The organism is Phaeobacter sp., from assembly GCF_022825805.1.
In the GTDB taxonomy this organism is placed as follows: Bacteria; Pseudomonadota; Alphaproteobacteria; order Rhodobacterales; family Rhodobacteraceae; genus Phaeobacter.
In genome coordinates this window covers 36,244-60,564 of record NZ_JAJDWC010000051.1, presented here as the reverse complement: position 1 = coordinate 60,564, position 24,321 = coordinate 36,244, and the positions used below count along the sequence as shown (strand labels likewise).

The 24,321-nt window shown below is 61.4% G+C and carries 21 protein-coding genes; 14 read left to right on the top strand and 7 right to left on the bottom strand.

The window, feature by feature from the left end:
• Positions 1–554 precede the first annotated feature (554 nt).
• A complete protein-coding gene (locus tag Q0C28_RS05740; RefSeq protein ID WP_293573696.1) occupies positions 555–749 on the top strand; it encodes a hypothetical protein in 195 nt (64 codons plus the stop codon).
• 140 nt (positions 750–889) lie between these two features.
• Here the strand turns inward: Q0C28_RS05740 and trxC are convergent, their stop codons facing one another.
• On the bottom strand, positions 890–1,315 hold the full coding sequence (trxC, locus tag Q0C28_RS05735) for a thioredoxin TrxC (RefSeq protein ID WP_293573695.1): 426 nt from the start codon (positions 1,313–1,315) through the stop codon (positions 890–892).
• A 460-nt stretch (positions 1,316–1,775) separates the two neighbouring features.
• Here trxC and Q0C28_RS05730 point away from each other — a divergent pair, with 460 nt between their 5' ends.
• Positions 1,776–1,982: a cold-shock protein gene (locus tag Q0C28_RS05730; RefSeq protein ID WP_293573694.1), complete on the top strand. Its 207-nt coding sequence runs from the start codon at positions 1,776–1,778 to the stop codon at positions 1,980–1,982.
• Between the two features lie 226 nt (positions 1,983–2,208).
• Here Q0C28_RS05730 and Q0C28_RS05725 read toward each other — a convergent pair whose 3' ends face one another.
• The gene (locus tag Q0C28_RS05725; RefSeq protein WP_293573693.1) at positions 2,209–2,850 is read right to left on the bottom strand and encodes an arylesterase; all 642 of its coding nucleotides are present in this window, start codon (positions 2,848–2,850) and stop codon (positions 2,209–2,211) included.
• A gap of 50 nt (positions 2,851–2,900) precedes the next feature.
• Here Q0C28_RS05725 and Q0C28_RS05720 point away from each other — a divergent pair, with 50 nt between their 5' ends.
• Entirely contained in the window at positions 2,901–3,617 is a 717-nt protein-coding gene (locus tag Q0C28_RS05720; protein ID WP_293573692.1) for an ABC transporter ATP-binding protein, read from the top strand.
• The gene (locus Q0C28_RS05715) at positions 3,614–6,139 is read left to right on the top strand and encodes an FtsX-like permease family protein (RefSeq protein WP_293573691.1); all 2,526 of its coding nucleotides are present in this window, start codon (positions 3,614–3,616) and stop codon (positions 6,137–6,139) included. The genes Q0C28_RS05720 and Q0C28_RS05715 overlap by 4 nt, the downstream gene beginning before the upstream one ends.
• A gap of 83 nt (positions 6,140–6,222) precedes the next feature.
• Here the strand turns inward: Q0C28_RS05715 and Q0C28_RS05710 are convergent, their stop codons facing one another.
• Positions 6,223–6,681 carry an Rrf2 family transcriptional regulator gene (locus Q0C28_RS05710; protein WP_293573690.1) on the bottom strand — a complete coding sequence of 153 codons (459 nt, stop codon included), beginning with the start codon at positions 6,679–6,681 and terminating at the stop codon, positions 6,223–6,225.
• A 136-nt stretch (positions 6,682–6,817) separates the two neighbouring features.
• Between Q0C28_RS05710 and Q0C28_RS05705 the strand changes: the two genes are divergently transcribed.
• A complete protein-coding gene (locus Q0C28_RS05705) occupies positions 6,818–7,393 on the top strand; it encodes a gamma-glutamylcyclotransferase family protein (protein WP_293573689.1) in 576 nt (191 codons plus the stop codon).
• Between the two features lie 126 nt (positions 7,394–7,519).
• Positions 7,520–8,473, top strand: a complete 954-nt coding sequence (locus Q0C28_RS05700; protein ID WP_293573688.1) for a helix-turn-helix domain-containing protein — start codon at positions 7,520–7,522, stop codon at positions 8,471–8,473.
• Here Q0C28_RS05700 and Q0C28_RS05695 read toward each other — a convergent pair.
• Positions 8,388–8,840: a hypothetical protein gene (locus Q0C28_RS05695; protein ID WP_293573687.1), complete on the bottom strand. Its 453-nt coding sequence runs from the start codon at positions 8,838–8,840 to the stop codon at positions 8,388–8,390. The genes Q0C28_RS05700 and Q0C28_RS05695 overlap by 86 nt on opposite strands.
• 280 nt (positions 8,841–9,120) lie before the next feature.
• A complete protein-coding gene (gene gltX, locus Q0C28_RS05690) occupies positions 9,121–10,446 on the bottom strand; it encodes a glutamate--tRNA ligase (RefSeq protein WP_293573686.1) in 1,326 nt (441 codons plus the stop codon).
• A gap of 346 nt (positions 10,447–10,792) precedes the next feature.
• Between gltX and Q0C28_RS05685 the strand changes: the two genes are divergently transcribed.
• On the top strand, positions 10,793–11,740 hold the full coding sequence (locus Q0C28_RS05685) for an MBL fold metallo-hydrolase (RefSeq protein ID WP_293573685.1): 948 nt from the start codon (positions 10,793–10,795) through the stop codon (positions 11,738–11,740).
• 197 nt (positions 11,741–11,937) lie between these two features.
• Here the strand turns inward: Q0C28_RS05685 and Q0C28_RS05680 are convergent, their stop codons facing one another.
• The gene (locus tag Q0C28_RS05680) at positions 11,938–13,602 is read right to left on the bottom strand and encodes an NAD+ synthase (RefSeq protein ID WP_293573684.1); all 1,665 of its coding nucleotides are present in this window, start codon (positions 13,600–13,602) and stop codon (positions 11,938–11,940) included.
• A gap of 167 nt (positions 13,603–13,769) precedes the next feature.
• Here Q0C28_RS05680 and Q0C28_RS05675 point away from each other — a divergent pair, with 167 nt between their 5' ends.
• Together Q0C28_RS05675 and Q0C28_RS05670 are read left to right on the top strand one after the other, a co-directional pair.
• Positions 13,770–15,287, top strand: coding sequence for a 2-isopropylmalate synthase (locus tag Q0C28_RS05675; protein WP_293573683.1), 1,518 nt, complete (start codon positions 13,770–13,772; stop codon positions 15,285–15,287).
• Between the two features lie 387 nt (positions 15,288–15,674).
• Complete coding sequence (locus Q0C28_RS05670) at positions 15,675–17,246, top strand: 2-isopropylmalate synthase (RefSeq protein ID WP_293573682.1); 1,572 nt, start codon at positions 15,675–15,677, stop codon at positions 17,244–17,246.
• Positions 17,247–17,385: 139 nt separating this feature from the next.
• On the opposite strand, the gene rlmJ is transcribed toward Q0C28_RS05670, so the two are convergent.
• Entirely contained in the window at positions 17,386–18,186 is an 801-nt protein-coding gene (rlmJ, locus tag Q0C28_RS05665; RefSeq protein WP_293573681.1) for a 23S rRNA (adenine(2030)-N(6))-methyltransferase RlmJ, read from the bottom strand.
• A gap of 385 nt (positions 18,187–18,571) precedes the next feature.
• On the opposite strand from rlmJ, the gene Q0C28_RS05660 reads away from it, so the two are divergent.
• The 5 genes from Q0C28_RS05660 (at position 18,572) to rodA (ending at position 24,315) form a co-directional block, all read left to right on the top strand.
• Positions 18,572–19,618 carry a rod shape-determining protein gene (locus tag Q0C28_RS05660; RefSeq protein WP_293573680.1) on the top strand — a complete coding sequence of 349 codons (1,047 nt, stop codon included), beginning with the start codon at positions 18,572–18,574 and terminating at the stop codon, positions 19,616–19,618.
• 88 nt (positions 19,619–19,706) lie between these two features.
• The gene (gene mreC, locus Q0C28_RS05655) at positions 19,707–20,633 is read left to right on the top strand and encodes a rod shape-determining protein MreC (RefSeq protein WP_293573679.1); all 927 of its coding nucleotides are present in this window, start codon (positions 19,707–19,709) and stop codon (positions 20,631–20,633) included.
• Positions 20,626–21,168, top strand: coding sequence for a rod shape-determining protein MreD (locus Q0C28_RS05650; protein WP_293573678.1), 543 nt, complete (start codon positions 20,626–20,628; stop codon positions 21,166–21,168). The genes mreC and Q0C28_RS05650 overlap by 8 nt, the downstream gene beginning before the upstream one ends.
• The gene (gene mrdA / locus Q0C28_RS05645; protein ID WP_293573677.1) at positions 21,165–23,111 is read left to right on the top strand and encodes a penicillin-binding protein 2; all 1,947 of its coding nucleotides are present in this window, start codon (positions 21,165–21,167) and stop codon (positions 23,109–23,111) included. Before Q0C28_RS05650 ends, mrdA begins: the two co-directional genes overlap by 4 nt.
• Before the next feature lie 64 nt (positions 23,112–23,175).
• Positions 23,176–24,315, top strand: a complete 1,140-nt coding sequence (gene rodA, locus Q0C28_RS05640; protein ID WP_293573676.1) for a rod shape-determining protein RodA — start codon at positions 23,176–23,178, stop codon at positions 24,313–24,315.
• Positions 24,316–24,321 lie beyond the last annotated feature (6 nt).

The window sequence follows — 24,321 nt, the reverse complement described above, 5'->3', positions numbered from 1 at the left end:
GAATACACGTCTTCGAACTTCATAAGTCGAACTTCCTGTAACACTTCTGTCCGCTTCATAACGCCTCCTTTCGGAGACATGATAAAACCGGACAGATCGCATGTTACCTACACCGGACATATCGCTTGTTAGCGACAGCGGGCATCACGAGACTTGATCAAAATCCAAAAATACGGTCATCTCTTACGCAAGTGGGAGGGGTGTGTTGATGGCCTGGTTGGCTATGTTTGGGTGTTTTGGTGCAACGATACTATCCGTAATTTTGATCAAAGCGGTTGTGGGATTGCCCTTTTGGAGCCTGTTGCTGGTCTATTGCGGCCTCGGCGCGGGGCTCGCGCTGCTGGTCACATTGGGCCTGTGGGTCACAAGCCTGGCCCATAAACAGGCGAGCCGGGATCACACGCCGGGGTCGAACATCAGGACCAGATAGGCGGTACACCCGCGCCGCATTTACAGAAAATAAAGACAATTGCGCCTAAGCTTTCGTTGCGTGATCTGCGTTTTCCTGTGTTCATACGCTCAGGAAGCGCGCAAACCAGCGAGGATGCGGAACAATGGCCTGGGTTGGCATAGCAATCGGAACACTGCTTGGCATGGTGCATCTGGTCGCCTCTCCGGCGCTCTATGACATGCCGACGTGGCTGGCGATTGGTCTCTACCCTGTTGTCGGCACCTTCGGCTCTATCCTCACGATGGTGGTGCTGATGTCCCTACGCGCGCCACCCAAGAGGCCACAATCCGTGTCCTGACCGCCCGCTACTTTGACGGTGCCCCTGGCAATATGGGATACCGCCGAACCGGTTGCCCATTTCGGGACTGAGCCGCCCCCTTTCACGATCAGATCGTTCGCAGGCGCGCCCGCAAGCCATGCCCGCGTGATCGCACCACCCTACCCTTTGCACCAGGCAATCAGCGCCGTAGCGCGCAACGCGCCACTTTGTCGTTTGTGTTCTTTGCCGTGTAAAAACCGCACCAATGTCGGGATCGCCCGGATCCTGTAGCGCGCGCCTGCAGATTGATGGTCCTGGGTGTTCAGCTTTACCAAACGCACCTCCCCACGCAGCGCCTGCGCCGCTTTGGCGTAATCCGGTGCCATGGCTTTGCAGGGACCACACCATGGGGCCCAGAAATCAACAACCAATGGCACTTCGTCCTTGGCAATCGCCTTTTGCAGCACGGCCGGGGTCACATCCACAGGCTTGGTCGGCATCAGACCTTTGCCGCAACTGCCGCATTTGGGCGCGGCAGACAGCCGATCATAAGGCACCCGGTTCAACTGCGCGCAGGACAGGCAGGTCAGTGTCTTGGTTCCCATCAACAGCTCCTTCAGGGTAATGCAATGACGCGGCGCCCACGCCGTAAACCAAACCAGAACCCATGCCCACTCCTGGGCTAAGTCTTTCCTCGGCTCGGTCTTTAGCCCAATTTATGGCCCGATTTCAGGCTCAACCCGTGACCTGATATCGCCCGCGCATCCCGCGATACACGGCCGATGCAGGACCCGCCAGCACCAAAATCACAACAGATCGTGAGCAAAAATGCCGTCAATCGCCAACGTAGGGGCTCGTAAAGCGCTGAGATTGCGAAAATAATCACTGTTTTCCACAGCCCAAGCGCAATAGGCTTGCGCCAAAACGGTATTGGCTTCACACTTGGCGGCGCAAGGTTACGCATAAGTCATCGCTGTCCTACGGCAGGCTCGGTCATGAAATACGCAATGGCATTGCCAGTCTGTCGCATGTTGCGGGCAGAAGAAGACTCAGGAGTTAAAGACGATGGCCACAGGCACCGTCAAATGGTTCAACACCACCAAAGGCTACGGTTTCATCGCCCCCGATGCAGGCGGCAGCGATGTTTTTGTTCACATTTCTGCAGTTGAGCGTTCTGGCCTGACCGGTCTCGCCGACAACCAGAAAGTCAACTACGAGCTGCAGCCTGGCCGTGATGGTCGTGAATCCGCGGTGAACTTGGAACTGCTCTGAACCTTACGGTCAGAAACAGAATGCATTTTCAAAACGGCCCCCAATTGCGGGGCCGTTTCGTTTTTGGGCATACTGTTTTTTGGGCATACCAAGGTTGTGTTTGGGCGGCGCGACGTCTGAACCCGCTGGCCCCTCTTGACCACAGTGATGATCCTGCGTCACCCGCCGTGTAATCTGCACTGCGCAGGCGCAGCCAATGGGTCTACAAGACCAGAGCGACCAACGATCACTCTTCGATCTGGTCGATCAACGCCTGCACCACAGGTCCGATGGCGGCGATATTCAGGGCCACGCCTTCCTTGTTGGGGTGAATGCCGTCATCCTGCAGATACTGGCTCGCGGCGCGCAGATCATTGCCGGTGGCTGCCCGCATCCCAGCCAGGCTATCTGCATGCAGCAAGGTGTCGAACTCGCCTGCCAGTTCCGGATAGATCGCATCAAAACTTTCTTTGAAATCAGCGCCGTAATTCCCCGGCGCCTCCATGCCGACCAACAGAACAGGCAAATTGCGCGACTGCGCCACCTGCAGGATTTTGGTCAGATTGCGACGGCTTTCCTCTGGCGCGATGCCACGCAGCAGATCATTGCCGCCCAAGGCGACGATCAACCCATCAGGGCCATCCGACAGGGTCCAGTCCACCCGCGCCGCACCACCAGCGGTGGTGTCGCCGGAAACGCCCGCATTGATCACCTCGACATCTTCGCCCTGCGCCGAGAGCCAGGCCTGCAGCTGCGGCACCCATCCGTCGCCCTGGGGCAGACCATATCCCTGGATCAAGCTGTCCCCGAGAGCCGCAATCCGCAGCGTCTCTGCCTGAGCGGTTGTCGCCATCAATCCAAAAATCAATCCTGCAATCATCTTGCGCATCGGCTTTAAGGCTCCATATCCAAAGAAGTTAGCAACAGGCCCTGTGATCTATGCATTCCAACACATCCACTCAACCCGACCCGATCCTGTCCCTCCAAGATGCCTCTTTGTCGCTGATTGGCAATACCGGACCGGTCGACATTCTGCATGGCATTTCCCTGGATGTGCCCACCGGGGAAACCCTGGGGCTGATCGGGCCGTCGGGGTCCGGCAAATCCTCGCTCCTGATGGTGATGGGCGGATTGGAACAGGCCACAGGCGGCAGCGTGCATGCCCTCGGTCAGGATCTGACCGCGATGGACGAAGACGCCCTGGCCCGGTTTCGCCGTGATGCCATGGGGGTGGTGTTCCAAAGTTTCCATTTGATCCCGACCATGACGGCGATGGAAAACGTTGCAACTCCACTAGAGCTGGCGGGCGAAAAAGACGCCTTCGACCGGGCCCGCGCAGAGCTGGACGCTGTGGGGCTCGGCCACCGCGCCGATCACTTCCCGGCACAGATGTCGGGTGGTGAACAGCAACGGGTCGCACTGGCGCGCGCGTTGGTAACCCGGCCACGGATCCTGCTTGCGGATGAGCCGACAGGCAACCTCGATGCGGCCAATGGGGCTGCGATCATGGATTTGCTGTTTGACCTGCGCGACCGCTATGGCGCCACGTTGATCATGGTCACCCACGCGCCCGAACTGGCTGCGCGCTGTGACCGGGTGATCCGGCTGCGCGATGGTCGTCTGGATGTCGACGCCAGCCGCGAGGCTGCGGAATGACCCCGTCCCGCCTGTCACTGGCGACCCGATTTGCCCTGCGAGAACTGCGCGGCGGTTTGCGCGGGTTTCGTGTTTTTCTGATCTGTCTCGCCCTCGGCGTTGCCGTCATCGCGGGCATCGGATCATTGCGTTCGGCCATTGAAACCGGCCTGAGCGAAGAGGGCTCGGTGCTGCTCGGCGGCGACGCTGAACTGGAGTTCACTTATCGCCGCGCCACTGACGTTGAACGGAGCTGGATGGAAGACAACGCCACCGCGACCTCCGAAATCATCGATTTTCGCTCCATGGCCGTGGTCGGAGAGGACCGGGCGCTGACCCAGGTCAAGGCGATCGACTCGGCCTATCCGCTGGTTGGCACCGTGCGACTGGAGCCCGACATGGCGCTGGATCAGGCGCTTGCTGGGGACAATGGCTTGCCCGGCGGGGTCATGCAACGGGTGCTGGCAGACCGGCTTGGGCTGGCGGTTGGCGATGTCTTTGTGCTCGGGACCCAGGAATTTGCCCTCACCGCGCTGTTGGAAAACGAACCAGACGCCGCCAGCGCAGGTTTCACCCTTGGGCCGCGCACGATTGTGCGCTCTGCGGATCTGGGCCAATCGGGCCTGCTGTCCGAGGGCACGCTGTTTGAATCCAAATACCGTTTGATCCTGCCTCCGGATCAACCCTTTGATGCGGTGCAGGCCCGGGCGGAAGCGGCGCTTGAAAATTCTGGCATGCGCTGGAAAGACGCCCGCAACGGCGCTCCTGGCATCTCTACATTTGTCGAGCGTTTGGCAGGGTTTCTGGTGCTGGTTGGCCTGTCGGGTCTGGCTGTCGGCGGCATCGGGGTGTCCGCCGCGGTCCGGGCGTATCTGGCGGGCAAAACCACCACGATTGCCACGCTGCGCACGCTGGGTGCGGATCGCGCCACGTTGTTTCTGACCTATTTTCTGCAGATCGGGGCGCTGGCCCTGCTGGGGGTGCTCATCGGCCTGGTGATCGGTGGGGCGGTCCCGGTTATCCTGGGCCCCTGGATTGCTGCGCAGCTGCCGTTTCCGGCGGTCTTTGGCCTTGCACCCGGCGCGCTGGCCGAAGCCGCGTTGTATGGCCTGTTGACCGCGTTCATATTTGCGCTGTGGCCTCTGGCGCGGGCGGAACGGATCCGCGCCGCCGCTCTGTTTCGCGACGCCCAGGACAGTCGCACCCGTCTGCCCGCGCCGCGCTACATTGTGGCGACGGCTTTGGTGGTGGCGCTGCTGGTGGGCTCGGCTGCGGTGCTGAGCGGCGCAATTGAACTGACGCTCTGGACCGCTGCGGGTCTGATCGGGGCGCTGTTCGTGCTGTTGCTGGCAGCGATGGTGATCAGCTGGCTGGCGCGGCGTGTCACGCCCCTCACCCGCGGCAGACCGGCCCTGCGCTGGTCGCTGTCCGCCATCGGCACCTCCCGCGATGCTGCGGTGCCCACGGTCCTGGCACTGGGTCTGGGCCTGACAGTTCTGGCCGCCATCGGCCAGGTCGATGGCAACATGCGCCGCTCCATCGAAGGCAACCTGCCGGATCTGGCCCCCTCCTATTTCTTTGTCGACATCCAGCGCGACCAGATGGACGAGTTTCTGGGCCGTGTGGAACAGGATCCAGCGGTCAGCCGGGTGGAAAGCGCCCCGATGCTGCGCGCCATCCTGACCACCATCAACGGCGTGCCAGCCACCGAAGTGGCGGGCGACCACTGGGTCGTCACCGGCGATCGGGGCATCACCTATGCTGCAGCCCAACCTGAAACCACCGAAGTGGTGGCGGGCGAATGGTGGGCCGAGGACTACAGCGGTCCGCCATTGGTCAGTTTTGCACGCGAAGAGGCCGAAGAGCTGGGCCTGACGCTGGGCGATAACATCACCCTCAACGTGCTGGGCCGCGACATCACCGCCACAATCAGCAGCCTGCGCGAAGTGGATTTTTCCACCGCAGGCATGGGGTTTGTGATGGTGTTGAACGAATCTGCACTGGCCGGTGCGCCGCATAGCTTCATTTCCACGGTCTATGCCGAAACCGAGGCCGAGGCACAGATCCTGCGCGACCTGGCCAAAGCGATGCCAAACATCACTGCAATCCGGGTGCGCGATGCGCTCGACCGGGTGTCTGACCTGTTGCGCCAGCTGGCCTCTGCAACCGCCTATGGCGCGGCGGCAACGCTGCTGACCGGCTTCATGGTGCTCATCGGCACCGCCGCCGCTGGGGAACCCGCCCGCCGGTACGAGGCCGCGATCCTGAAGACCCTGGGCGCACCGAGACGGCAGATCCTGCTCAGCTTTGCCACGCGATCAGCCATCTTGGGGGCCGGGGCCGGTATGGTGGCGCTGGTCGCCGGGATGACCGGGGCCTGGGCGATCAATGTCTTTGTCTTCGAAAGCGACTATGTCGTGATCTGGTCCAACGCGCTGGCGATCATCGCCTGTGGCATTCTGACAACGCTGCTGGCTGGTTTGGCCTTTGCCTGGGGTCCATTGCGGGTGCGCCCCGCACGCATCCTGCGCGCCCAGGACTGAGGCATAAGCGCAAGCAGACTGGCAAGACGAACTGAACACAACTGCCGGGTGAGGGACACACCCCCTTGCCCGGCTTTGCACAATCAGAGCGCGGCGGTTTTCTCGCAGGTCACCGTCTGGAACAGCGAAAACAGCTCGGTGTTGTCACAAACCAGCGCCGCCAGCGTGATCCCATCCAAAGAGGCAAAAAACGCCTGTGCCGCATCATGCAGGGCCAGCCGCAACCGGCAGGCCTCAACCAGGGGACAGGTGTTGTCGGCATCAGCAAAACACTCGACAATCGGCACTGTGCCTTCGATATCGCGAAACACATCGCCAATACCGATCTTGGCCGCCGGTTTGCCCAGGCTCAGCCCGCCATTGCGCCCCCGCTGTGTGCGCAGATACCCCAACTGCGCCAATTGGTTGATCACCTGCGCCAGATGGTTCTCTGACACATTGCAGCGGGCCGCGATTTCCGATTTGGTCACCAGACGCCCTTCATGGGACGCGCAATACATCAGCAATCTGACAGCGATATTGGTCCGTTTGGTGATCCGCATGGCAGGCCCTCCCTTGGCGCATCTGCCGACATATGTGGCATAGGCGAACAAAGGGCACTTTGACATGCATCAATCCCGCGATAATAGAATCAGATCGCAAAAACACCGCTAAAAACGGCCCCAAACGGAGGATCGCATGCCCGCTCCCTTTTTCTTTGGCTACGGCAGCCTGGTCAATCGCCAGACCCACACCTACGGGCAGGCCCGGCCCGCCCGTCTGGCGGGATGGCGGCGCGCCTGGGTGCATACTGCGCTGCGTCCGGTGGCGTTTCTGAGCGTCGTGCCCTGCGCTGACACCACCCTGGACGGTCTGATCGCAGAGGTGCCGGATGCCGATTGGGCCGCGCTGGATGAACGCGAATTCGCCTATGAACGCCTGCCAGCTGGTGGTGCGGTGCGCCATGATCTGGATCCGCTGACCGATATCGCCTTTTACGCGGTGCCCGAAAACAGCCGCCAGCACGCCACCGCCCAGCACCCGATCCTGCTGAGCTATCTGGATGTCGTGCTGCAGGGCTATCATCAGATCTTTGGCGTCCAAGGGGTTGCAGATTTTATCGCCACCACCGATGGCTGGGACGCGCCTATCCTGAATGACCGCGCCAATCCCCGCTATCCGCGTCATCAGAGGCTCAGCGCCTCGGAAACAGCCTGGGTCGATCAGCATCTGGCCGAGCTGCAGGTGCAGGTTATGGCAGACCCAGAGCCCTAGACAAGATCGTCCGGCCGGGCCGGGTCCGGCACAACCGCAGCAAAGGCCAATCCATCGACAGGGGCCAGCTGACAAAGGGCGCCTGATGAGGGACCGCAGACAAGGGAAAAGGGACAAGGCAACACCATGGACCAACCGCTGCGCATACGCTTGCTCGACTACCCCGGGGCGCAAAAATCCGCGCTGTGGGGGATAAAGGACTTGTTGGATCACGCCAACACCGAAGCCGCAGCCTATGGCCCTGCGTTGTTTGATACGCAGATCCAAACCATGCCCAGCGCTCCTGCCGACCTGTACCTGCTGCCACCCGCGTTACAAACCGAGCGTCCTGTCCTGCCGGTGGGCTGGGCGCACGTTCTGCGCCAGCATCATGCATCTGGCGGCGTGCTGGCCTCGGTCTGCTCTGGTGCGTTTTTACTGGCAGAACTGGGCATCCTGGACGGGCGCCGGATCACCACCCATTGGCGTCATGCCGCCGAGTTTCACCAGCACTATCCCGGCGTGAGCGTCGACAGCCAGCGCCTGATTGTGGATCTCGGCGACATCGTGACCGCTGGTGGCGTAATGGCCTGGACCGATCTGACCCTGCATCTGATCGAGCGGTTTGGCAGCCGCAAACTCATGCTGGATGTGGCCCGCATGTTTGTGCTGGACCCACCCCAGCGGGAGCAGCGATATTACGCCACCGTTGTGCCTGCCACGAACAACGGTGATGCCGCGATCGCGACGGTGCAGACGCTGATGCAGGACAACCTGTCCAACGCTCACAACATCCCCGATTTGGCCGCGGCCGCCGCGATGTCGGAGCGCAGTTTTCTACGCCGTTTCAAACAGGCCACTGGCCAAAGCCCGCTGCAATACCTGCAAGCCCTGCGGGTGGAGGCTGCGCGCGCCCGGCTTGAGCTGACCCGCGACAGTTTTGAGCGGATCAGCTGGGATCTTGGCTACAGCGATGCTGCCAGTTTCCGGCGGATCTTCAACCGCTGGGTCGGGCTCACTCCGTCGGCCTATCGGCAGCGCTTCGGGATGCATCACCCGGTGCGGCCCGATACCGATCACACCGCAGATAAAGCCCCATGAGAGCCACCCAGATTGCGGCGAGCAGGCCGGTTTGCGCCCAATAAGCCCATGTCGAGGCCCATGTCGATTGCCCGGGCGGCACAACAGATGCCAGCGCGTCAGAGAGGTTCACGGACACCAACCCCACCAGCGTCGCAGCCAGCACCCCCAGTGCAACCGGGACCGCTGCAATGTCGCGAGAGGCCAGCCAGAACAACCCGACATAGGCGAGCACCGCAAAGGAGATGATCTTGTCCTGATAGGCGTAAAACGGGGTGTCGTAATAGACAAACAGCAGCGGCAGTTTGAGGCCAAAGAAATGCGCCACGGACATAGCGCTGAAATAGAGGACGCAGGCCAAAAGGCCGAGACGGAGAAAGCGGGGCATGAGGCGGCTCCTGTGGGGGTTTTCTCCTGGCTTGATGCCGGATCCTTGGGCCCGCCGTCAGTGGCGATCAGGCCATGCTGCGGGGCAATACCGCCAAACCCACCAGCGACCGCGCACTGCCGTACTGCACCCACTGATCGTCTGCTGCCCGGCCGTTACCGGGCGGCTTTTGCCAAGTCGGGCTGCAAAAACAGCCGGAGGGACAATAAAAGGCGGGGGTACAAAAAAAGGCGGAGCCTGGGGCCCCGCCTTTGTCCTGTGTCGCAAAATCGCTGTCGGATCAGCCGCGGGCGCGGACCGTTTCCATCAGCGCCAGCAATGCGGACATATCAGGGCCGCGCTCCATGCCGGTCACGGCTTTGCGCAGTGGCATGAACAGGCCCTTGCCCTTGCGGCCGGTCTTTTCCTTCACGGCAGCGGTCCATGTGCCCCAGCTGTCGCTGTCATAAGGACCCTCTGGCAACAGCGCCATGGCTTCGGCGATGAAATCCTTGTCTTCATCCGCAATCAGCGGATCAGCCCCATCACGGCACAGATCCCACCATGGGCCCAGATCATTCAGCGTGGTGATGTTTTCCTTCGCCACATCCCAGAAAGCGGCCTGTTTGTCAGCCGGAACACCCAAGCCTTCCAGCACGCTCTGAACCGCTGCCAGCGGCAGGGATTGCAGGTGGCGCGCGGTCAGCGGATAGAGATCTTCGACATCGAATTTGGTCGGTGCCGCACCAAAGCGGTTGATGTCAAAACCCTCGACCAGCTCGGCCATGTCAGAGCGCAATTCCACCGGATCGGAGGAACCCAGCCGCGCCATCAGCGACAACAACGCCATCGGCTGTACACCCGCTTCGCGCAGGTCGCGCAGGGCCAGCGTGCCCAGACGTTTGGACAGCGCTTCGCCTTGCGGGCCGGTCAACAGCGAGTGATGGGCAAAGGACGGAACAGTTCCGCCCAGGGCTTCGATGATCTGGATCTGTGTTGCGGTGTTGGTCACATGGTCAGAGCCACGCACGACATGGGTCACACCCATTTCCGTGTCGTCCACAACAGAGGCCAGCGTGTAGAGGAACTGACCATCGCCGCGGATCAGCACCGGATCCGACACAGAGGCCGCATCAATGGAGATATCGCCCAGAATACCATCGGTCCATTCGATGCGCTGATGGTCCAGTTTGAAGCGCCAGACGCCATCGCCGCGCTCTGCCCGCAGGGCGGTCTTTTCGTCATCAGACAGGTTCAGCGCAGCGCGGTCATAGACCGGCGGCTTGCCCATGTTCAGCTGCTTCTTGCGCTTCAGATCCAGTTCGGTCGGGGTTTCAAACGCCTCGTAGAAACGACCGATTTCGCGCAGTTTGTCGGCAGCCGCCACATAGCGGTCCAGGCGCTCCGACTGGCGCTCGACCTTGTCCCAGGTCAGACCGAGCCATTCGAGATCCTGTTTGATCGCATCGACATAGGTCTCTTTCGACCGTTCCGGATCGGTGTCATCGATCCGCAGGATAAATGTCCCGCCCGACTTGCGGGCGATCAGGTAATTCATCAGCGCCGTGCGCAGGTTGCCGACGTGGATATAGCCGGTTGGCGACGGGGCAAATCGGGTGGTTGTCATCTCATGTCTCCTGTTGCTTTGCCCCATGTCACATGAAGCCCGTTTTGTCCAGTTCGCCTGGGGTTTGCAGCGCGCGGTCAAGTTCTGGGGCAAGGCGCGGATCATGTCCGGGATCATCGGCAAGACCCGGGCGAGAACCGGCACCGTTAGCGCCCAGGTGCTTCGCCGTATCCGGCCTGTGTCTGGCCTGTTTCTGATCCGTGCTTGTGCCGTGCTCGGTCCGTATTTGACCCGCCTGCCGCCCCCCACGGCGATCACAAAACAAACACCACAGGATGGCAAGCGCCCCCCGCGCCCTATGTTTGACAAAAGACAGAAAGATTTTTTAACAGAGAGGAGTTCCACCATGACCAGTCCGTTGACCCGCCGCGCCGCGCTCACAGGCGCCGCCGCCCTGCCCCTGGCTGCCGCTGTCACTGCCGCAAGCGCCCCTGCCGCAGCAGCAGACGGTCACGGCGCCAAAGCCCCCGCCAGCCAGTCTCGCAGTTTCAACCTCGGCTCGCTCACCGTGACCGCGTTGTTGGATGGCAGTTTCCCCCGTGACGGGGCGCAGGGGATCTTTGGCGGTGGTGCAACGGATGAAGAATTCGCTGCTGTTTCGGCCGAAAACTTCATCCCTGCGGATATGGCGCAATTCTTCTTCACCCCCACATTGGTCGACACCGGCCAGCAGAAAGTCCTGTTTGACACCGGCCTCGGCCAGGGCGGCATCCAGAAGGCCCTGGCAGAAGTGGGCGTCACCCCGGATCAGATCGACGTTGTGGTGCTGACCCATATGCACCCCGATCATATTGGCGGTATGACCACCGATGGCGCGCCGACCTTTGCCAATGCCCGCTATGTCACGGCCAGCGCAGAATATGATTTCTGGGCCAAGATGGAGGCAGGCAACCGGGTTGGTGATCTCGTTGCTGAAAAGGTCACGCCACTGGCGGAGAAAATGTCCTTCATCGACGATGGCGGCGAAGTGGCGGCAGGGATTTCCGCGATGGCCGCATTTGGGCATACGCCTGGGCATATGACCTATCTGCTGGATGGTGGCTCGCAGCAGCTGTTGCTGACCGCGGATCTGGCCAACCACTACGTCTGGTCCTTTGCCCATCCGGAGTGGGAAGTGCGCTTTGACATGGACAAGGCCGCTGCCACCGCGTCACGGCGCAAGGTGATGGAGATGCTCGCGGCCGAGCGCATGCCGATGATCGGCTATCACATGCCCTTCCCGGCGGCCGGATTTGTCGAAACCCGCGGTGATGGCTTCCGGTTTGTTCCGGTCAGCTATCAGATGATGGGCTAAGCAGGCGAAAGGGGCGTAGGGCAGCTGCGACCCTCACAGCGCCAGCCCCCTAAGGGACGGAGGCCTTGCCACCAAACTGGCCTCCGACCTGACCGCCAACTGAACACCAAAAAGGCGCGGCCAATCCGGTCCGCGCCTTTTTGTTCGCACTACATGACGGCCTGTCATTTGGCTTGGCCAATCAGTTAAACAATCTGTCAGGCGCCGCTCGGGTCGCGCCAGCGGTTGGCAATGGGATAGCGGCGGTCCAACCAAAACGCCCGAGGCGACAGGCGCGCCCCCGGCGCGGACTGGAAGCGTTTGTATTCACTGATATAAATCAGATGCTCAACCCGTTTGGCGACATCACGATCAAAACCCGCCGCAACACAATCCGCAATCGATCCGTCCTGATCCACCAGGATCTCCAACAGCGCATCCAACTCCGGATAATCCGGCAGGCTGTCACTGTCTTTCTGATCGTCCCGCAGCTCGGCTGACGGTGGCTTGTCGATCACCGACGGGCGGATCACCTCCCCATCAGGGCCCATCATCCAGGGCCTGTGGTTGGCATTGCGCCAGCGGCAGGTTTCAAACACCCGCGTTTTGTAAAGATCCTTGATCGGGTTATAGCCGCCGTTCATATCGCCATAGATGGTGGCATAGCCCACTGCGACCTCGGATTTGTTGCCTGTGGTCAACAGCATCTCGCCGAATTTGTTGGACATGGCCATCAGCAACAACCCACGCAGACGCGACTGGATGTTCTCTTCGGTCAAATCCTCGTCCAGACCGGCAAACAAGGGCGCCAGCGTGTTGGTGATGGCTGCCCGCCCTTCGGAGATCGGGACATAGTCATAGCGCACGCCCAATGCCTTGGCCACGGCCTCCGCATCCTCCAGCGAGGCTTTGGAGGTGTATTCCGACGGCAGCATCACACAACGGACATTCTCGGCCCCAAGGGCATCCACCGCAATCGCTGCCACCAGCGCCGAATCCACGCCACCGGACAGGCCCAGCAGCACCTTGGAAAAGCCGGTCTTGCCCATATAGTCGCGCAGGGCATAGGTCATCACCTGATAATCCTGCTCCCAGACATCTGGCAGGCTGGCCTTGGCCCCTTCGACCGCGCGCCAGCCCTCATCGGTGCGTTCCAGATCAACGTGCTGCAGCGCCTCGTCAAACACCGGCATCTGCAGCGCCAAGGCGCCCCCTGGGTTCAACACAAACGAGCCGCCGTCAAACACCTGATCGTCCTGACCGCCCACCATATTCAGGTAGATCACCGGCAATCCGGTTTCGATGCTGCGCGCCACCATCAGGTTTTGCCGCACTTCCATCTTGTTGCGGTAATAGGGCGAACCATTCGGGATCAACAGGAACTCCGCACCGGTTTCCGCCAGGGTTTCGGCCACATCTTCGTGCCAGCCATCTTCGCAGATCGGGCTGCCGATGCGGGTGCCATCCACACTGTAAGGACCGCCCAAAGGCCCGGCATCAAATATTCGCACCTCATCGAACACGGTTTCATTCGGCAGGTGATGCTTCAGCACCCGAGACGCGATCTGCCCGCCTTTCAGGATCAGATAGGCGTTGAACAGCTGGTCACCGTCCGCCCAGGGCGCCCCAATCGCCAGCGCGGGCCCATCGGCACAATCGGCGGCCAACCGCTCAACCGCGGCCATGGCGGTTTGGTGGAAAATAGGTTTCTGCACCAGGTCCTGTGTGTTGTAGCCGGTGATGAACATCTCTGGCAGCGCCACCAGATCCGCACCGGCCTCACGACCGGCCGCCCAGGCCTCTCGGGCCTTTTTTGCATTGCCTTCGATATCCCCCACAGTGGGGTTCAGCTGTGCCAAAGTCACACGGAAACGGTCGGCCATCCTGCTTGCGTCCTTCGATTACCTGCCTCTTGCCCTTAAACAGATAGCGCCACGAGGAAAAGACCACAGCGGCAAAAGACATTGCGACAACAGCGGCTGTGTCTTAGTTTCCTGACAAAATCACTCTAGTGGACGGTTCCGGCCCTGATATGACCAGCAGATCTCAGATGACACGCTTTTTCAATGCGACCCTTTTCACCTCTGCGCTGGCGCTGAGCACCGCCCTACCGCCTCTCCTGTATCCCACGGCAGTTGAGGCCCAGAGCACCGGCCAGGACGAGGATGGCAAGGTCCTGACCACGCAGGACGAAATCGGCGGCATCTACGAGGGCACGTTCCGGGGCGGGCTGCAGCACGGCACCGGCACCTACACGCTGCCCAACGGCTATCAATACAGCGGCGATTGGGTCGACGGCGAAGTGCTCGGCCGTGGCGTGGCCCGGTTCCCCAATGGCTCTGTTTATGAAGGCGAATTTGCCAAGGGCAAGCCAGAGGGCGTGGGCCGCATCACCTTTGCCGACGGGGGCACCTACGAAGGCGAATGGTCCGATGGTGTGATCAACGGCAACGGCATCGCAGTCTATGCCAATGGCGCCCGCTACGAAGGCGGCTTTCGCGATGCCAAACATCACGGCACAGGCACGATGACCAATCCGGGCGGCTACATCTACGAAGGCGACTGGGTCGACGGCAAGAAACAGGGCAAAGGCCGCATCACCTATCCTGATGGGGCAGTCTACGAGGGCGATGTCAGCGACGGCCAGCTCGATGGCACCGGCCGGTTGGAAATGACCGATGGGCTGATCTACGAGGGCGAATGGGCCGACAACCAGATGAACGGCGAGGGCCGGCTGACCCAGCCCAACGGTGATATCTACGAAGGCCCGCTGGTGGCGGGTCGCCGCCAGGGCGAAGGCAAGCAGATCCACGCCAACGGCGACATCTACATTGGCAACTTCGAGGATGATCTGCGCCACGGCGAAGGCACCTTCACCAAGACCGACGGCTATGTATACACCGGCAGCTGGCGGGCAGGTCAAATCGAAGGCCAGGGTAAGGTCACCTACCCCGATGGATCCGTTTACGAGGGGCAGTTCCGCGATGATCTCGCCGATGGTACCGGAAAAATCACCTACCCCGATGGCTCCACCTATGATGGTGACTGGGTTGCAGGCGTGATCGAAGGCCGCGGCACCACCACCTATCCCAATGGGTTGGTCTATACCGGTGACTTCAAGAATGCGAAAAATCACGGCCAAGGCGTCCTGACCTACCCCGATGGCTACCGCTACGAAGGCGGCTGGCTGAACAGCGAACGCCACGGCGATGCAGTTGTGACCTACCCTGACGGGTCGGTTTACACCGGCGGTTTTGCCAACAGCCAGCGCCATGGCACCGGCAAGATCGTGATGGCCGATGGTTTCACCTACGAAGGCGACTGGAAAGAAGGCAAAATCAGTGGCACCGGCACCGCCACATATGCCAATGGCGATATCTATGAGGGCAGTTTCCTCAACTCCAAACGTCAGGGTCCGGGTGTGATGCGCTATGCCAGCGGCGAACAGGCCGAAGGCACCTGGGAGAATGGCGCGCTAAAACGCGAGCCGGGCGCAGAGGGTGCCACGGCCAAGGGTACATCTGAAAACGCAGGCGACAGCACCGACAGCAACGCAACAGGCAACTGATCCGACCGCAGCCTGACGCGGGCCACGACGACAGCACGGCCCGCGTCCAAATATGCACCCAGACATACACCCAGACAGGCGCCCATCCGCTTGCCCTTCGGCTCATGCGGGTCATCTCCGCCGTGTGCGCTGGTTCGACCGGCCAATCGTGCTTTGCGCTTTTTGCGTGAAATTCTGTCTTTCCATTCGCATCCGGCTCTGTATAACTCTGCGTCATGACCATGCGTGCAGATATCCTTCGCTCCGCCACCGCGCTCCGCGGTGCAGATCTGCGCGCCCTACTGATCCTAATCCGCCTCTGAGCGTGCCATCCGGCGCGCCCGCTCAGAGGGGAAGGCATGCGCGCCATACGGATTGGTTTTTAGGACAGACAAGAAAGATACCGACATGACGACTGCAGCTGACAAAGATCGCGTCTTGATCTTCGACACCACCTTGCGCGATGGCGAGCAGAGCCCGGGCGCAACCATGACCCACGATGAAAAGCTCGAGATCGCTGAACTGCTCGACGATATGGGCGTGGACATCATCGAAGCCGGTTTCCCCATCGCCTCCGAAGGCGACTTCAAGGCGGTGAGCGAGATTGCAGAGCGCTCCAAGAACTCCGTGATCTGCGGTCTGGCGCGCGCCAACCTCAAGGACATCGACCGCTGCGCCGAAGCCGTGCGCAAATCCGCGCAGCCCCGTATCCACACCTTTATCGGCACCTCGCCCCTGCACCGCGCCATCCCCAACCTGACCAAGGATGAGATGGCGGAGAAGATCCACGAAACCGTGACCCACGCGCGCAACCTCGTGGACAATGTGCAATGGTCGCCAATGGATGCCACCCGCACCGAATGGGACTACCTCTGCCGGGTGATCGAAATCGCCATCAAAGCCGGCGCCACCACCATCAACATCCCCGACACGGTCGGCTACACTGCCCCCGCAGAAAGCGCCGATCTGATCAAACGTTTGATCGAAACGGTTCCGGGCGCTGATGATGTAATCTTTGCCACCCACTGCCACAATGACCTTGGCATGGCGACCGCCAACGCGCTGGCCGCTGTGGCGGGCGGCGCGCGGCAGATCGAATGCACCATAAACGGTCTGGGCGAACGCGCGGGCAACACCGCGTTGGAAGAGGTCGTGATGGCGCTGAAAGTGCGCGGTGATATCATGCCGTTCAGCACCGGGATCGACACCCAGAAAATCATGCACATCTCGCGGCGAGTCTCCACCGTGTCGGGCTTTCTGGTGCAACCGAACAAAGCGATTGTCGGCAAAAACGCCTTTGCCCACGAAAGCGGCATCCATCAGGATGGCATGCTGAAGAACAAAGAAACCTTTGAAATCATGCGCCCCGAAGATGTGGGGATTGCAGGCACCTCGCTGCCGCTTGGCAAACACTCCGGCCGCGCCGCGCTGCGCGACAAGCTGAACCAGCTGGGGTTCGAGGTGGGCGACAACCAGTTGAAGGATCTGTTTGTCCGCTTCAAAGAGTTGGCCGACCGCAAGAAAGAGGTCTTCGACGATGATATCGTCGCCCTGATACGCACCGGTGGTGACGAGGATGATCACCTCAAACTGGTCTCGATGAAGGTTGTCTGCGGCACCGGCGGTCCCGCGGAATCCACCATCGAAATGGAAGTCGACGGCAAGGATGTGACCGAAACCGCAGAGGGCGATGGCCCGGTGGATGCGACCTTCAAGGCGATCCGCAAGATCCACCCGAACGCCGCGCATCTGCAGCTTTATCAGGTGCATGCGGTGACCGAAGGCACCGACGCGCAGGCCACTGTGTCTGTCCGGCTGGAAGAGGACGGGGTGATCGCTACGGGTGAAAGCGCCAATACCGACACTGTTGTGGCCTCGGCTGCGGCCTATATCAGCGCGCTGAACCGCCTGATCGTACGCCGCAACAAAATGGGCGAAGGCGCCGACGCGCGGGAGATCTCCTACAAGGACGTCACCTGATCAACCCGTTGATCTGAAACGCATCTGTAACGCACGAAGGCCACCCCAGCGGGTGGCCTTTTCCGTTTGACTGCCGTGCCAAACCAAATCAATTCGCAGCGTGGGACAACCCACAGGCCAGGTCAGCGCAAAGGCCGGATCAGCTCAGCTGGTGGAACAGTTTGGTCAACCGGGCCGCTTCCTCTTCGGTGCCATGGGGGGCATTCACCACGAACATGCCCGACCCCACCATACGATGCCCCTTGCGGGCGGGTGGGAACGTCACCTCATGGCGCAGCGCACCGGGCAGATCCTGCGCCTGCAGGGCGGTCAGCATCGGTTTGTGTGCCCCATCGGTCAGGATCGGGTACCACAGCACGATCACACCCACGTTCCACTTGCGGTGCAGCTTGGCGATGATGCCGGGAATGCGGGCGTAATCCTGTCGGATTTCATAGCTGGGATCGATCAGCAGCAGCCCCCGGCGCGGTGTAGGCGGCGCGATCGACAGCGCCAGTTCGAACCCATCCTGCTGATGCACCCGTGTGCTGCGCGCAGCACCATAGGGGCGCAACGCCTGCCGGAGGGCCGCGTTTTCCTGCGGGTGCAATTCTGCAAAGGTCAAACTGTCACCGCTGCGCAAAAGATGCGTCGCAATCATGGGCGAGCCGGGATAGGCCGCAGGTCCATGTGTATCGCGCGTCTTGGCAATCGCCTCCGCCAACGGGTGATCCTGCGCCAGCAACGCGTCATCCAGCAGACGGCTGATCCCTGCCTCTGCCTCGCCCGTTTTGACCGCCTCGGCCGCATCCAGCTGATACAGACCGCGACCCGCGTGGGTCTCGATATAGCTGAGCGGTTTGTCCTTGCGGGTCAGATAGTCCAGCATCCGCGCCAGCAGCGCATGTTTCTGGACATCGGCAAGATTGCCAGCGTGATAGATATGTTGATAGGACAGCATGCCCGTCCTCTAGCGTCAAATCCCGCCCTGCGAAAGAGGCAGATCACGGCCAACCCACACTCGCCCACCCCCGCGCGCGCAACAGCTGACGCGCCGCCACCACCGCACCCATCGCCTGCCGGGCTGCCACCTATGGCGCCATCCCAGTTCAGCGGACCAGTTCAGCGGTCCAATGCAGCGGACAAGTGCAGCGGATGCCGCAGCGCCGAAAGACGCGCTGCCTGCAAAACCAGATCGCATGACAAGCGGTCATTTGCCCGGCGGCGGAAAGGTGCCATTTGGCCCCAATCTTCCCTTTCGCGAGCAGCAGGCGCTGCTTATAAGACAAAGAGCCGCCCTCATCAGAGTCGCGGAATTGGTGGCAGAATTTACAGGACCCTACTCTATGTCGATCTTCGGAAGTCTTGGCGGATTGTTCACGTCCGATATGGCAATTGACCTCGGAACAGCCAATACGCTGGTCTACGTCAAAGGGCGCGGCGTCATTCTGTCAGAACCTTCCGTTGTGGCCTATCACGTCAAGGATGGGGTGAAAAAAGTCCTCGCAGTCGGCGAAGATGCCAAATTGATGCTGGGCCGGACCCCCGGCTCCATCGAAGCGATCCGCCCCATGCGCGAAGGTGTGATTGCGGATTTCGACACCGCCGAAGAGATGATCAAACACTTCATCCGCAAGGTTCACAAACGCTCCACCTTTTCCAAGCCAAAAATCATCGTCTGCGTGCCCCACGGTGCCACCCCGGTTGAAAAACGCGCGATCCGTCAGTCCGTGCTGTCGGCAGGCGCCCGTCGCGCCGGTCTGATCGCCGAACCCATCGCAGCCGCCATTGGGGCTGGCATGCCGATCACCGACCCCACCGGCAACATGGTTGTCGACATTGGCGGCGGCACCACCGAGGTGGCTGTTCTGTCGCTTGGTGATATCGTCTATGCCCGCTCCGTCCGCGTCGGCGGTGACCGCATGGACGAAGCCATCATCTCCTACCTGCGCCGCCAGCAGAACCTGCTGATCGGGGAAGCCACGGCAGAGCGGGTCAAAACCTCCATCGGCACCGCCCGGATGCCCGACGATGGCCGTGGCCAGTCGATGCAGATCCGCGGGCGCGACCTGCTGAATGGGGTGCCAAAGGAAATCGAAATCAGCCAGGCCCAGGTGGCCGAGGCCCTGGCCGAGCCGGTCCAACAGATCTGCGAGGCGGTGATGACCGCGCTGGAAACCACCCCACCGGACCTGGCGGCAGACATCGTTGATCGCGGCGTCATGCTGACCGGCGGTGGCGCGCTTCTGGGCGATCTGGATCTGGCCCTGCGTGAGCAGACCGGTCTTGCCGTCTCCATCGCGGATGAAAGCCTGAACTGCGTGGCGCTTGGCACCGGCAAGGCGCTGGAATACGAAAAACAGCTGGCCCACGCCATCGACTACGACAGCTGAGCCTGCGGCCCACCCCCCGTGGTGGCCGTGCCCAGTTTGAGGCAGGCCTTACGGGTTGAGAAAGGCCCGAGGTTGAGGAAGGGAAGACTTGGCCAAGGATCGCTCCCAGCGAGAAGACTACGCAGCTCCGCTTAGGCGTCTGCTGACCGGGGTGATTTGCCTGTGCCTGCTGGCCATATTTCTGGTCTGGCGGATCGACAGCCCGCGGGTAGAGCGCTTTCGCGCTCAGGTCGTCGATGCAGTGATCCCCAACATGGACTGGGCCATGGTCCCGGTCGAAGGCACCATCAACCTCTTCCGCGACTTCCAAAGCTACCAGCGGCTGGCAGAACAAAACCGCGAATTGCGCAGCGAATTACGCCAGATGAGCGCCTGGAAAGAGGCCGCTCTACAGCTGGAGCAGGAAAACGCCCGGCTGCTGGATCTCAACAATGTGCGGCTGGATCCGAAACTCACCTATGTGACCGGCGTGGTGATGGCCGACAGCGGCTCGCCGTTTCGCCAATCCGTCATTCTGAATGTCGGCGCCCGTGATGGGGTGCGCGATGGCTGGGCCGCGATGGACGGGATCGGTCTGGTCGGTCGGATCTCCGGCACCGGCCAGGACACATCGCGGGTGATCCTGCTGACCGACGCCTCCAGCTCGGTGCCCGCCACGATCCAGCCCTCGGGCCAAAGCGCGCTGATTGCGGGCGACAACAGTCTGGCACCGGTGATCGATTTCCTCGAAAACCCCGATCTGGTCCGCCCCGGCGACCGGGTGGTCACCTCTGGTGATGGCAATGTGTTTCCCGCAGGGCTCTTGATCGGGCAGGTCACTCAGGACCGGTTTGATCGGCTGCGGGTGCGATTGTCAGCCGATTATGAGCGGCTGGAATTTCTGCGGGTGCTGCGCCATCACGGCAGCGAGGTGATCAAGGACCCCGGCGGCCTGATCGTGCCCGCGCCCGGCGTCAATATCCCCCGCCCCGAAGGTCTGGGCGGCGCGCAGATCTCTGGGGCTGACGATGGCTGACACCATCTCCCCGATGCGGATCTGGTTGATGCGGCTCGCCTTTCCGATGCTGGCAATGCTGATTGCGTTTTTCCATCTGCTGCCGCTCAGCACCCTGCCCAGCCGCTGGGCACCACCGGATCTGCTGCTGTTGCTGGCGCTGGCCTGGGTGGTGCGGCGGCCCGACTACCTGCCAACCCTGTCAATTGCCGTGACCTTTCTGATGGCGGATCTGCTGTTTCAGCGCCCTCCGGGCCTGATGGCCCTGCTGGTGGTGTTGGGCTGCAGCGTGCTGAAAACCCAGGCCCAGCCGCATCGCGAAACCGCTTTTGTCGGGGAATGGATCAGCGTCGGCGTGGTGATCGTTGCGATCACCTTGGCGAACCGGCTGATCCTTGCCATGCTGGGGGTGGTGCAACCGTCCTTGGGTTTGATTTTGCTGCAAATGGTGGCAACAGTGGTGGCCTATCCGCTGATGGTGCTGATCAGCCAGAATCTGCTGGGCGTGCGCAAGCTGTCCCCGGCTGACGCCGAAGCTTTGGGAAACCGCAGATGAAACGCAACAACAAAGACGTCGAAAGCGCACATCGCAAACTGACCAGACGGGCCATCCTGCTGGGCGGGTTGCAACTGGCCTTTGCTGGTGGGCTGGCGATGCGGATGCGGTATCTGCAGGTGGATCAGGCCGATCAGTTCCGCCTGCTGGCCGAAGAAAACCGGATCAACATCCGGCTGATCCCACCCGCCCGCGGCCAGATCTACGACCGCAACGGGATGGTGCTGGCGCAAAATGCCCAATCCTATCGCATCACCATCGTTCCGGAGGACGCCGGTGACGTTGATGAGGTCATCGACAGCCTGTCCCAGCTGATGCCTCTTGATCCCGAAGACATCGAACGCGCCAAAGCCGAGATGCGCCGCTCGCCCCCGTTTCTGCCCATCACGCTGGCGGATCAGATCAGCTGGGACGACATCTCCAAGGTCGCGGTCAACGCGCCTGCGCTGCCGGGCATCACCCCAGAGGTCGGGCTGACCCGGGTCTATCCCCAGCTGGAGGATTTTGCCCATGTGGTCGGCTATGTCGGGCCGGTGTCGGACTATGACCTCAGCAAATTGACTGACCCGGAACCAGTGCTGCGCATTCCCCGCTTTCAGATCGGCAAAGTCGGTTTCGAAGCCAAGGTCGAAAGCGGCCTGCGCGGCAAGGCCGGTGCCAAACGGGTCGAGGTCAACGCCACAGGTCGCGTGATGCGCGAATTGGACCGCCGCGAAGGCGAGGCCGGGGCCGACATGCAGCTGACGGTGGATGCCGAACTGCAAAGCTACACCCAGGCCCGCATGGGGTCCGAAAGCGCCAGCACCGTGGTGATGGATTGCGAAACCGGCGATATCCACGCCATCACCTCCTCGCCCAGCTTTGACCCAAATCTGTTTGTGCGCGGCATCTCAGTAGCGGACTACCGCATGCTGACCGATGATAAATACCGCCCATTGGCCAATAAATCCGTGCAAGGCACCTACCCGCCCGGCTCGACCTTCAAGATGATCACTGCGCTCGCCGCTCTCGAAGAGGGGCTGGTTGGGCCGGAAGAAACAGTCTGGTGTCCCGGCCACATGGAGGTCTCTGGCCGCCGCTTCCACTGTTGGAAACGCGCAGGCCACGGCCATGTCGATCTCAACACCTCGCTCAAAAGCTCCTGCGACGTCTACTACTACGACCTCGCCATCAAGGTCGGCATGGACAAGATCTCGGCCATGGCCCAGCGCTTTGGCCTCGGTGTGCGCCACGATCTGCCGATGTCCGCCGTCGCCCGTGGCCTGGCACCAAACCGGGCGTGGAAATCCGAAACCTATGGTCAGGACTGGCTGGTGGGCGACACAGTGAACGCCTCCATCGGGCAGGGATATATGCTGGCGTCCCCGCTGCAACTGGCGGTGATGACAGCCCGGCTGGCCAGTGGCCGCGCGCTGGAACCCAGGCTACTGAAATCCATCGATGGCATCGAACAGCCCAGCACCGGTGGCGCCGAAATCGACGTCAGTGCCGCCAACCTCAACACCATTCGCAAGGGCATGTTCTCGGTCAGCAATGAACGGCGTGGCACCGGCTACGGCTCTCGGATCATCGCAGACGGTATGCGCATGGCAGGCAAGAGCGGCACCAGCCAGGTGCGCAACATCACCGCAGCCGAACGCGCCGCGGGCGTGATCCGCAACGAAGATCTGCCCTGGGAACGGCGCGACCACGCTCTGTTCGTGGCCTATGCCCCCTATGACAACCCCAAATACGCGGTCTCCGTCGTGGTGGAACATGGCGGCGGTGGCTCCAAGGCCGCTGCACCCATCGCCCGCGACGTGCTGTTGCAGGCGCTCTATGGCGGCACGCCGCCCCTCGATGCCTATCCGACCAAGGACCGTGACCGCATCAAGACACAGCAGGAACGATTGGAACAGGAACGCCTGAAACGCAAACGCCCCAACGACAGCAGCCAGGCCTAATCCCGCGCAGGCCTAATCCCGCGCCAGCCCCCATCAACCGCCACGCAGAACACGAGACCATCTGATGAGCTATCTTGCCAACAATGCGCAAAGCGTCCCAACCGGGTTTCGCAAGATCCTCTATCTGAACTGGCCACTGACGCTGTTGCTGATCAGCGTCGCCTGCGTTGGCTTTCTGATGCTCTACTCCGTGGCCGGCGGCAGCTTCTCCCCCTGGGCCGAACTGCAGATGGAACGCTTCGTGCTGGGCCTCGTGGTGATGCTGGTGGTGGCAATGACGCCGATCTGGTTCTGGCGCAATGTCTCTGCCCTCGCCTATCTGGGTGCCTTTGCCCTGCTGATCGGGGTGGAGTTCTTTGGCGAAGAAAACATGGGCGCACAGCGCTGGATCGATCTGGGCTTCATGCGGCTGCAGCCATCGGAATTGATGAAAATCACAATGGTGATGCTGCTGGCGGCCTTCTATGACTGGCTTCCACCGGAAAAAACATCACGCCCGCAGTGGGTTATATTCCCGGTCGTTCTGATCCTGCTGCCCACCTTCCTGGTGCTTCAGCAACCGGATCTGGGCACGTCGATCCTGTTGATGGCCGCTGGCGGCGCGGTGATGTTTCTGGCAGGCGTGCATTGGGGATATTTCGCCGCCGTCATCGGCAGCGTGGTCGGCTTGATCTTCTCCGTCTTCCAGAGCCGGGGCACCGATTGGCAGCTGCTGAAAGACTATCAGTTCCGCCGCATCGACACGTTTCTCGACCCCTCGCAGGATCCTCTGGGCGCCGGTTATCACATCACCCAGTCCAAGATCGCCCTTGGCTCGGGCGGCTGGTCCGGGCGCGGTTTCATGCAGGGAACGCAATCGCAGCTGAACTTTCTGCCGGAGAAACACACCGATTTCATCTTCACCACCCTGGCGGAGGAATTCGGCTTTATCGGCGGCTTCACGCTGTTGTTCATCTACATGCTGATCATCATCTTCTGCGTGGTCTCTGCACTGGCCACAAAGGATCGGTTTTCTTCTCTGGTGACCCTCGGCATCGCCATCACCTTCTTCCTGTTCTTTGCGGTCAACATGTCGATGGTCATGGGGCTCGCCCCGGTTGTGGGCGTGCCGCTGCCGATGGTGTCTTATGGCGGATCGGTCATGCTGGTGCTGATGGGCGCCTTCGGTCTGGTGCAAAGCGCCAATATCCACCGCCCGCGCTAGGCTTGT

What these genes read in the sequence shown, in the direction of transcription:
- Q0C28_RS05740 (WP_293573696.1), top strand. Translation starts at nt 555, where the DNA reads ATGGCCTGGGTTGGCATAGCAATCGGAACACTGCTTGGCATGGTGCAT.
- trxC (WP_293573695.1), bottom strand. Translation starts at nt 1,315, where the DNA reads ATGGGAACCAAGACACTGACCTGCCTGTCCTGCGCGCAGTTGAACCGG.
- Q0C28_RS05730 (WP_293573694.1), top strand. Translation starts at nt 1,776, where the DNA reads ATGGCCACAGGCACCGTCAAATGGTTCAACACCACCAAAGGCTACGGT.
- Q0C28_RS05725 (WP_293573693.1), bottom strand. Translation starts at nt 2,850, where the DNA reads ATGCGCAAGATGATTGCAGGATTGATTTTTGGATTGATGGCGACAACC.
- Q0C28_RS05720 (WP_293573692.1), top strand. Translation starts at nt 2,901, where the DNA reads ATGCATTCCAACACATCCACTCAACCCGACCCGATCCTGTCCCTCCAA.
- Q0C28_RS05715 (WP_293573691.1), top strand. Translation starts at nt 3,614, where the DNA reads ATGACCCCGTCCCGCCTGTCACTGGCGACCCGATTTGCCCTGCGAGAA.
- Q0C28_RS05710 (WP_293573690.1), bottom strand. Translation starts at nt 6,681, where the DNA reads ATGCGGATCACCAAACGGACCAATATCGCTGTCAGATTGCTGATGTAT.
- Q0C28_RS05705 (WP_293573689.1), top strand. Translation starts at nt 6,818, where the DNA reads ATGCCCGCTCCCTTTTTCTTTGGCTACGGCAGCCTGGTCAATCGCCAG.
- Q0C28_RS05700 (WP_293573688.1), top strand. Translation starts at nt 7,520, where the DNA reads ATGGACCAACCGCTGCGCATACGCTTGCTCGACTACCCCGGGGCGCAA.
- Q0C28_RS05695 (WP_293573687.1), bottom strand. Translation starts at nt 8,840, where the DNA reads ATGCCCCGCTTTCTCCGTCTCGGCCTTTTGGCCTGCGTCCTCTATTTC.
- gltX (WP_293573686.1), bottom strand. Translation starts at nt 10,446, where the DNA reads ATGACAACCACCCGATTTGCCCCGTCGCCAACCGGCTATATCCACGTC.
- Q0C28_RS05685 (WP_293573685.1), top strand. Translation starts at nt 10,793, where the DNA reads ATGACCAGTCCGTTGACCCGCCGCGCCGCGCTCACAGGCGCCGCCGCC.
- Q0C28_RS05680 (WP_293573684.1), bottom strand. Translation starts at nt 13,602, where the DNA reads ATGGCCGACCGTTTCCGTGTGACTTTGGCACAGCTGAACCCCACTGTG.
- Q0C28_RS05675 (WP_293573683.1), top strand. Translation starts at nt 13,770, where the DNA reads ATGACACGCTTTTTCAATGCGACCCTTTTCACCTCTGCGCTGGCGCTG.
- Q0C28_RS05670 (WP_293573682.1), top strand. Translation starts at nt 15,675, where the DNA reads ATGACGACTGCAGCTGACAAAGATCGCGTCTTGATCTTCGACACCACC.
- rlmJ (WP_293573681.1), bottom strand. Translation starts at nt 18,186, where the DNA reads ATGCTGTCCTATCAACATATCTATCACGCTGGCAATCTTGCCGATGTC.
- Q0C28_RS05660 (WP_293573680.1), top strand. Translation starts at nt 18,572, where the DNA reads ATGTCGATCTTCGGAAGTCTTGGCGGATTGTTCACGTCCGATATGGCA.
- Q0C28_RS05650 (WP_293573678.1), top strand. Translation starts at nt 20,626, where the DNA reads ATGGCTGACACCATCTCCCCGATGCGGATCTGGTTGATGCGGCTCGCC.
- mrdA (WP_293573677.1), top strand. Translation starts at nt 21,165, where the DNA reads ATGAAACGCAACAACAAAGACGTCGAAAGCGCACATCGCAAACTGACC.
- rodA (WP_293573676.1), top strand. Translation starts at nt 23,176, where the DNA reads ATGAGCTATCTTGCCAACAATGCGCAAAGCGTCCCAACCGGGTTTCGC.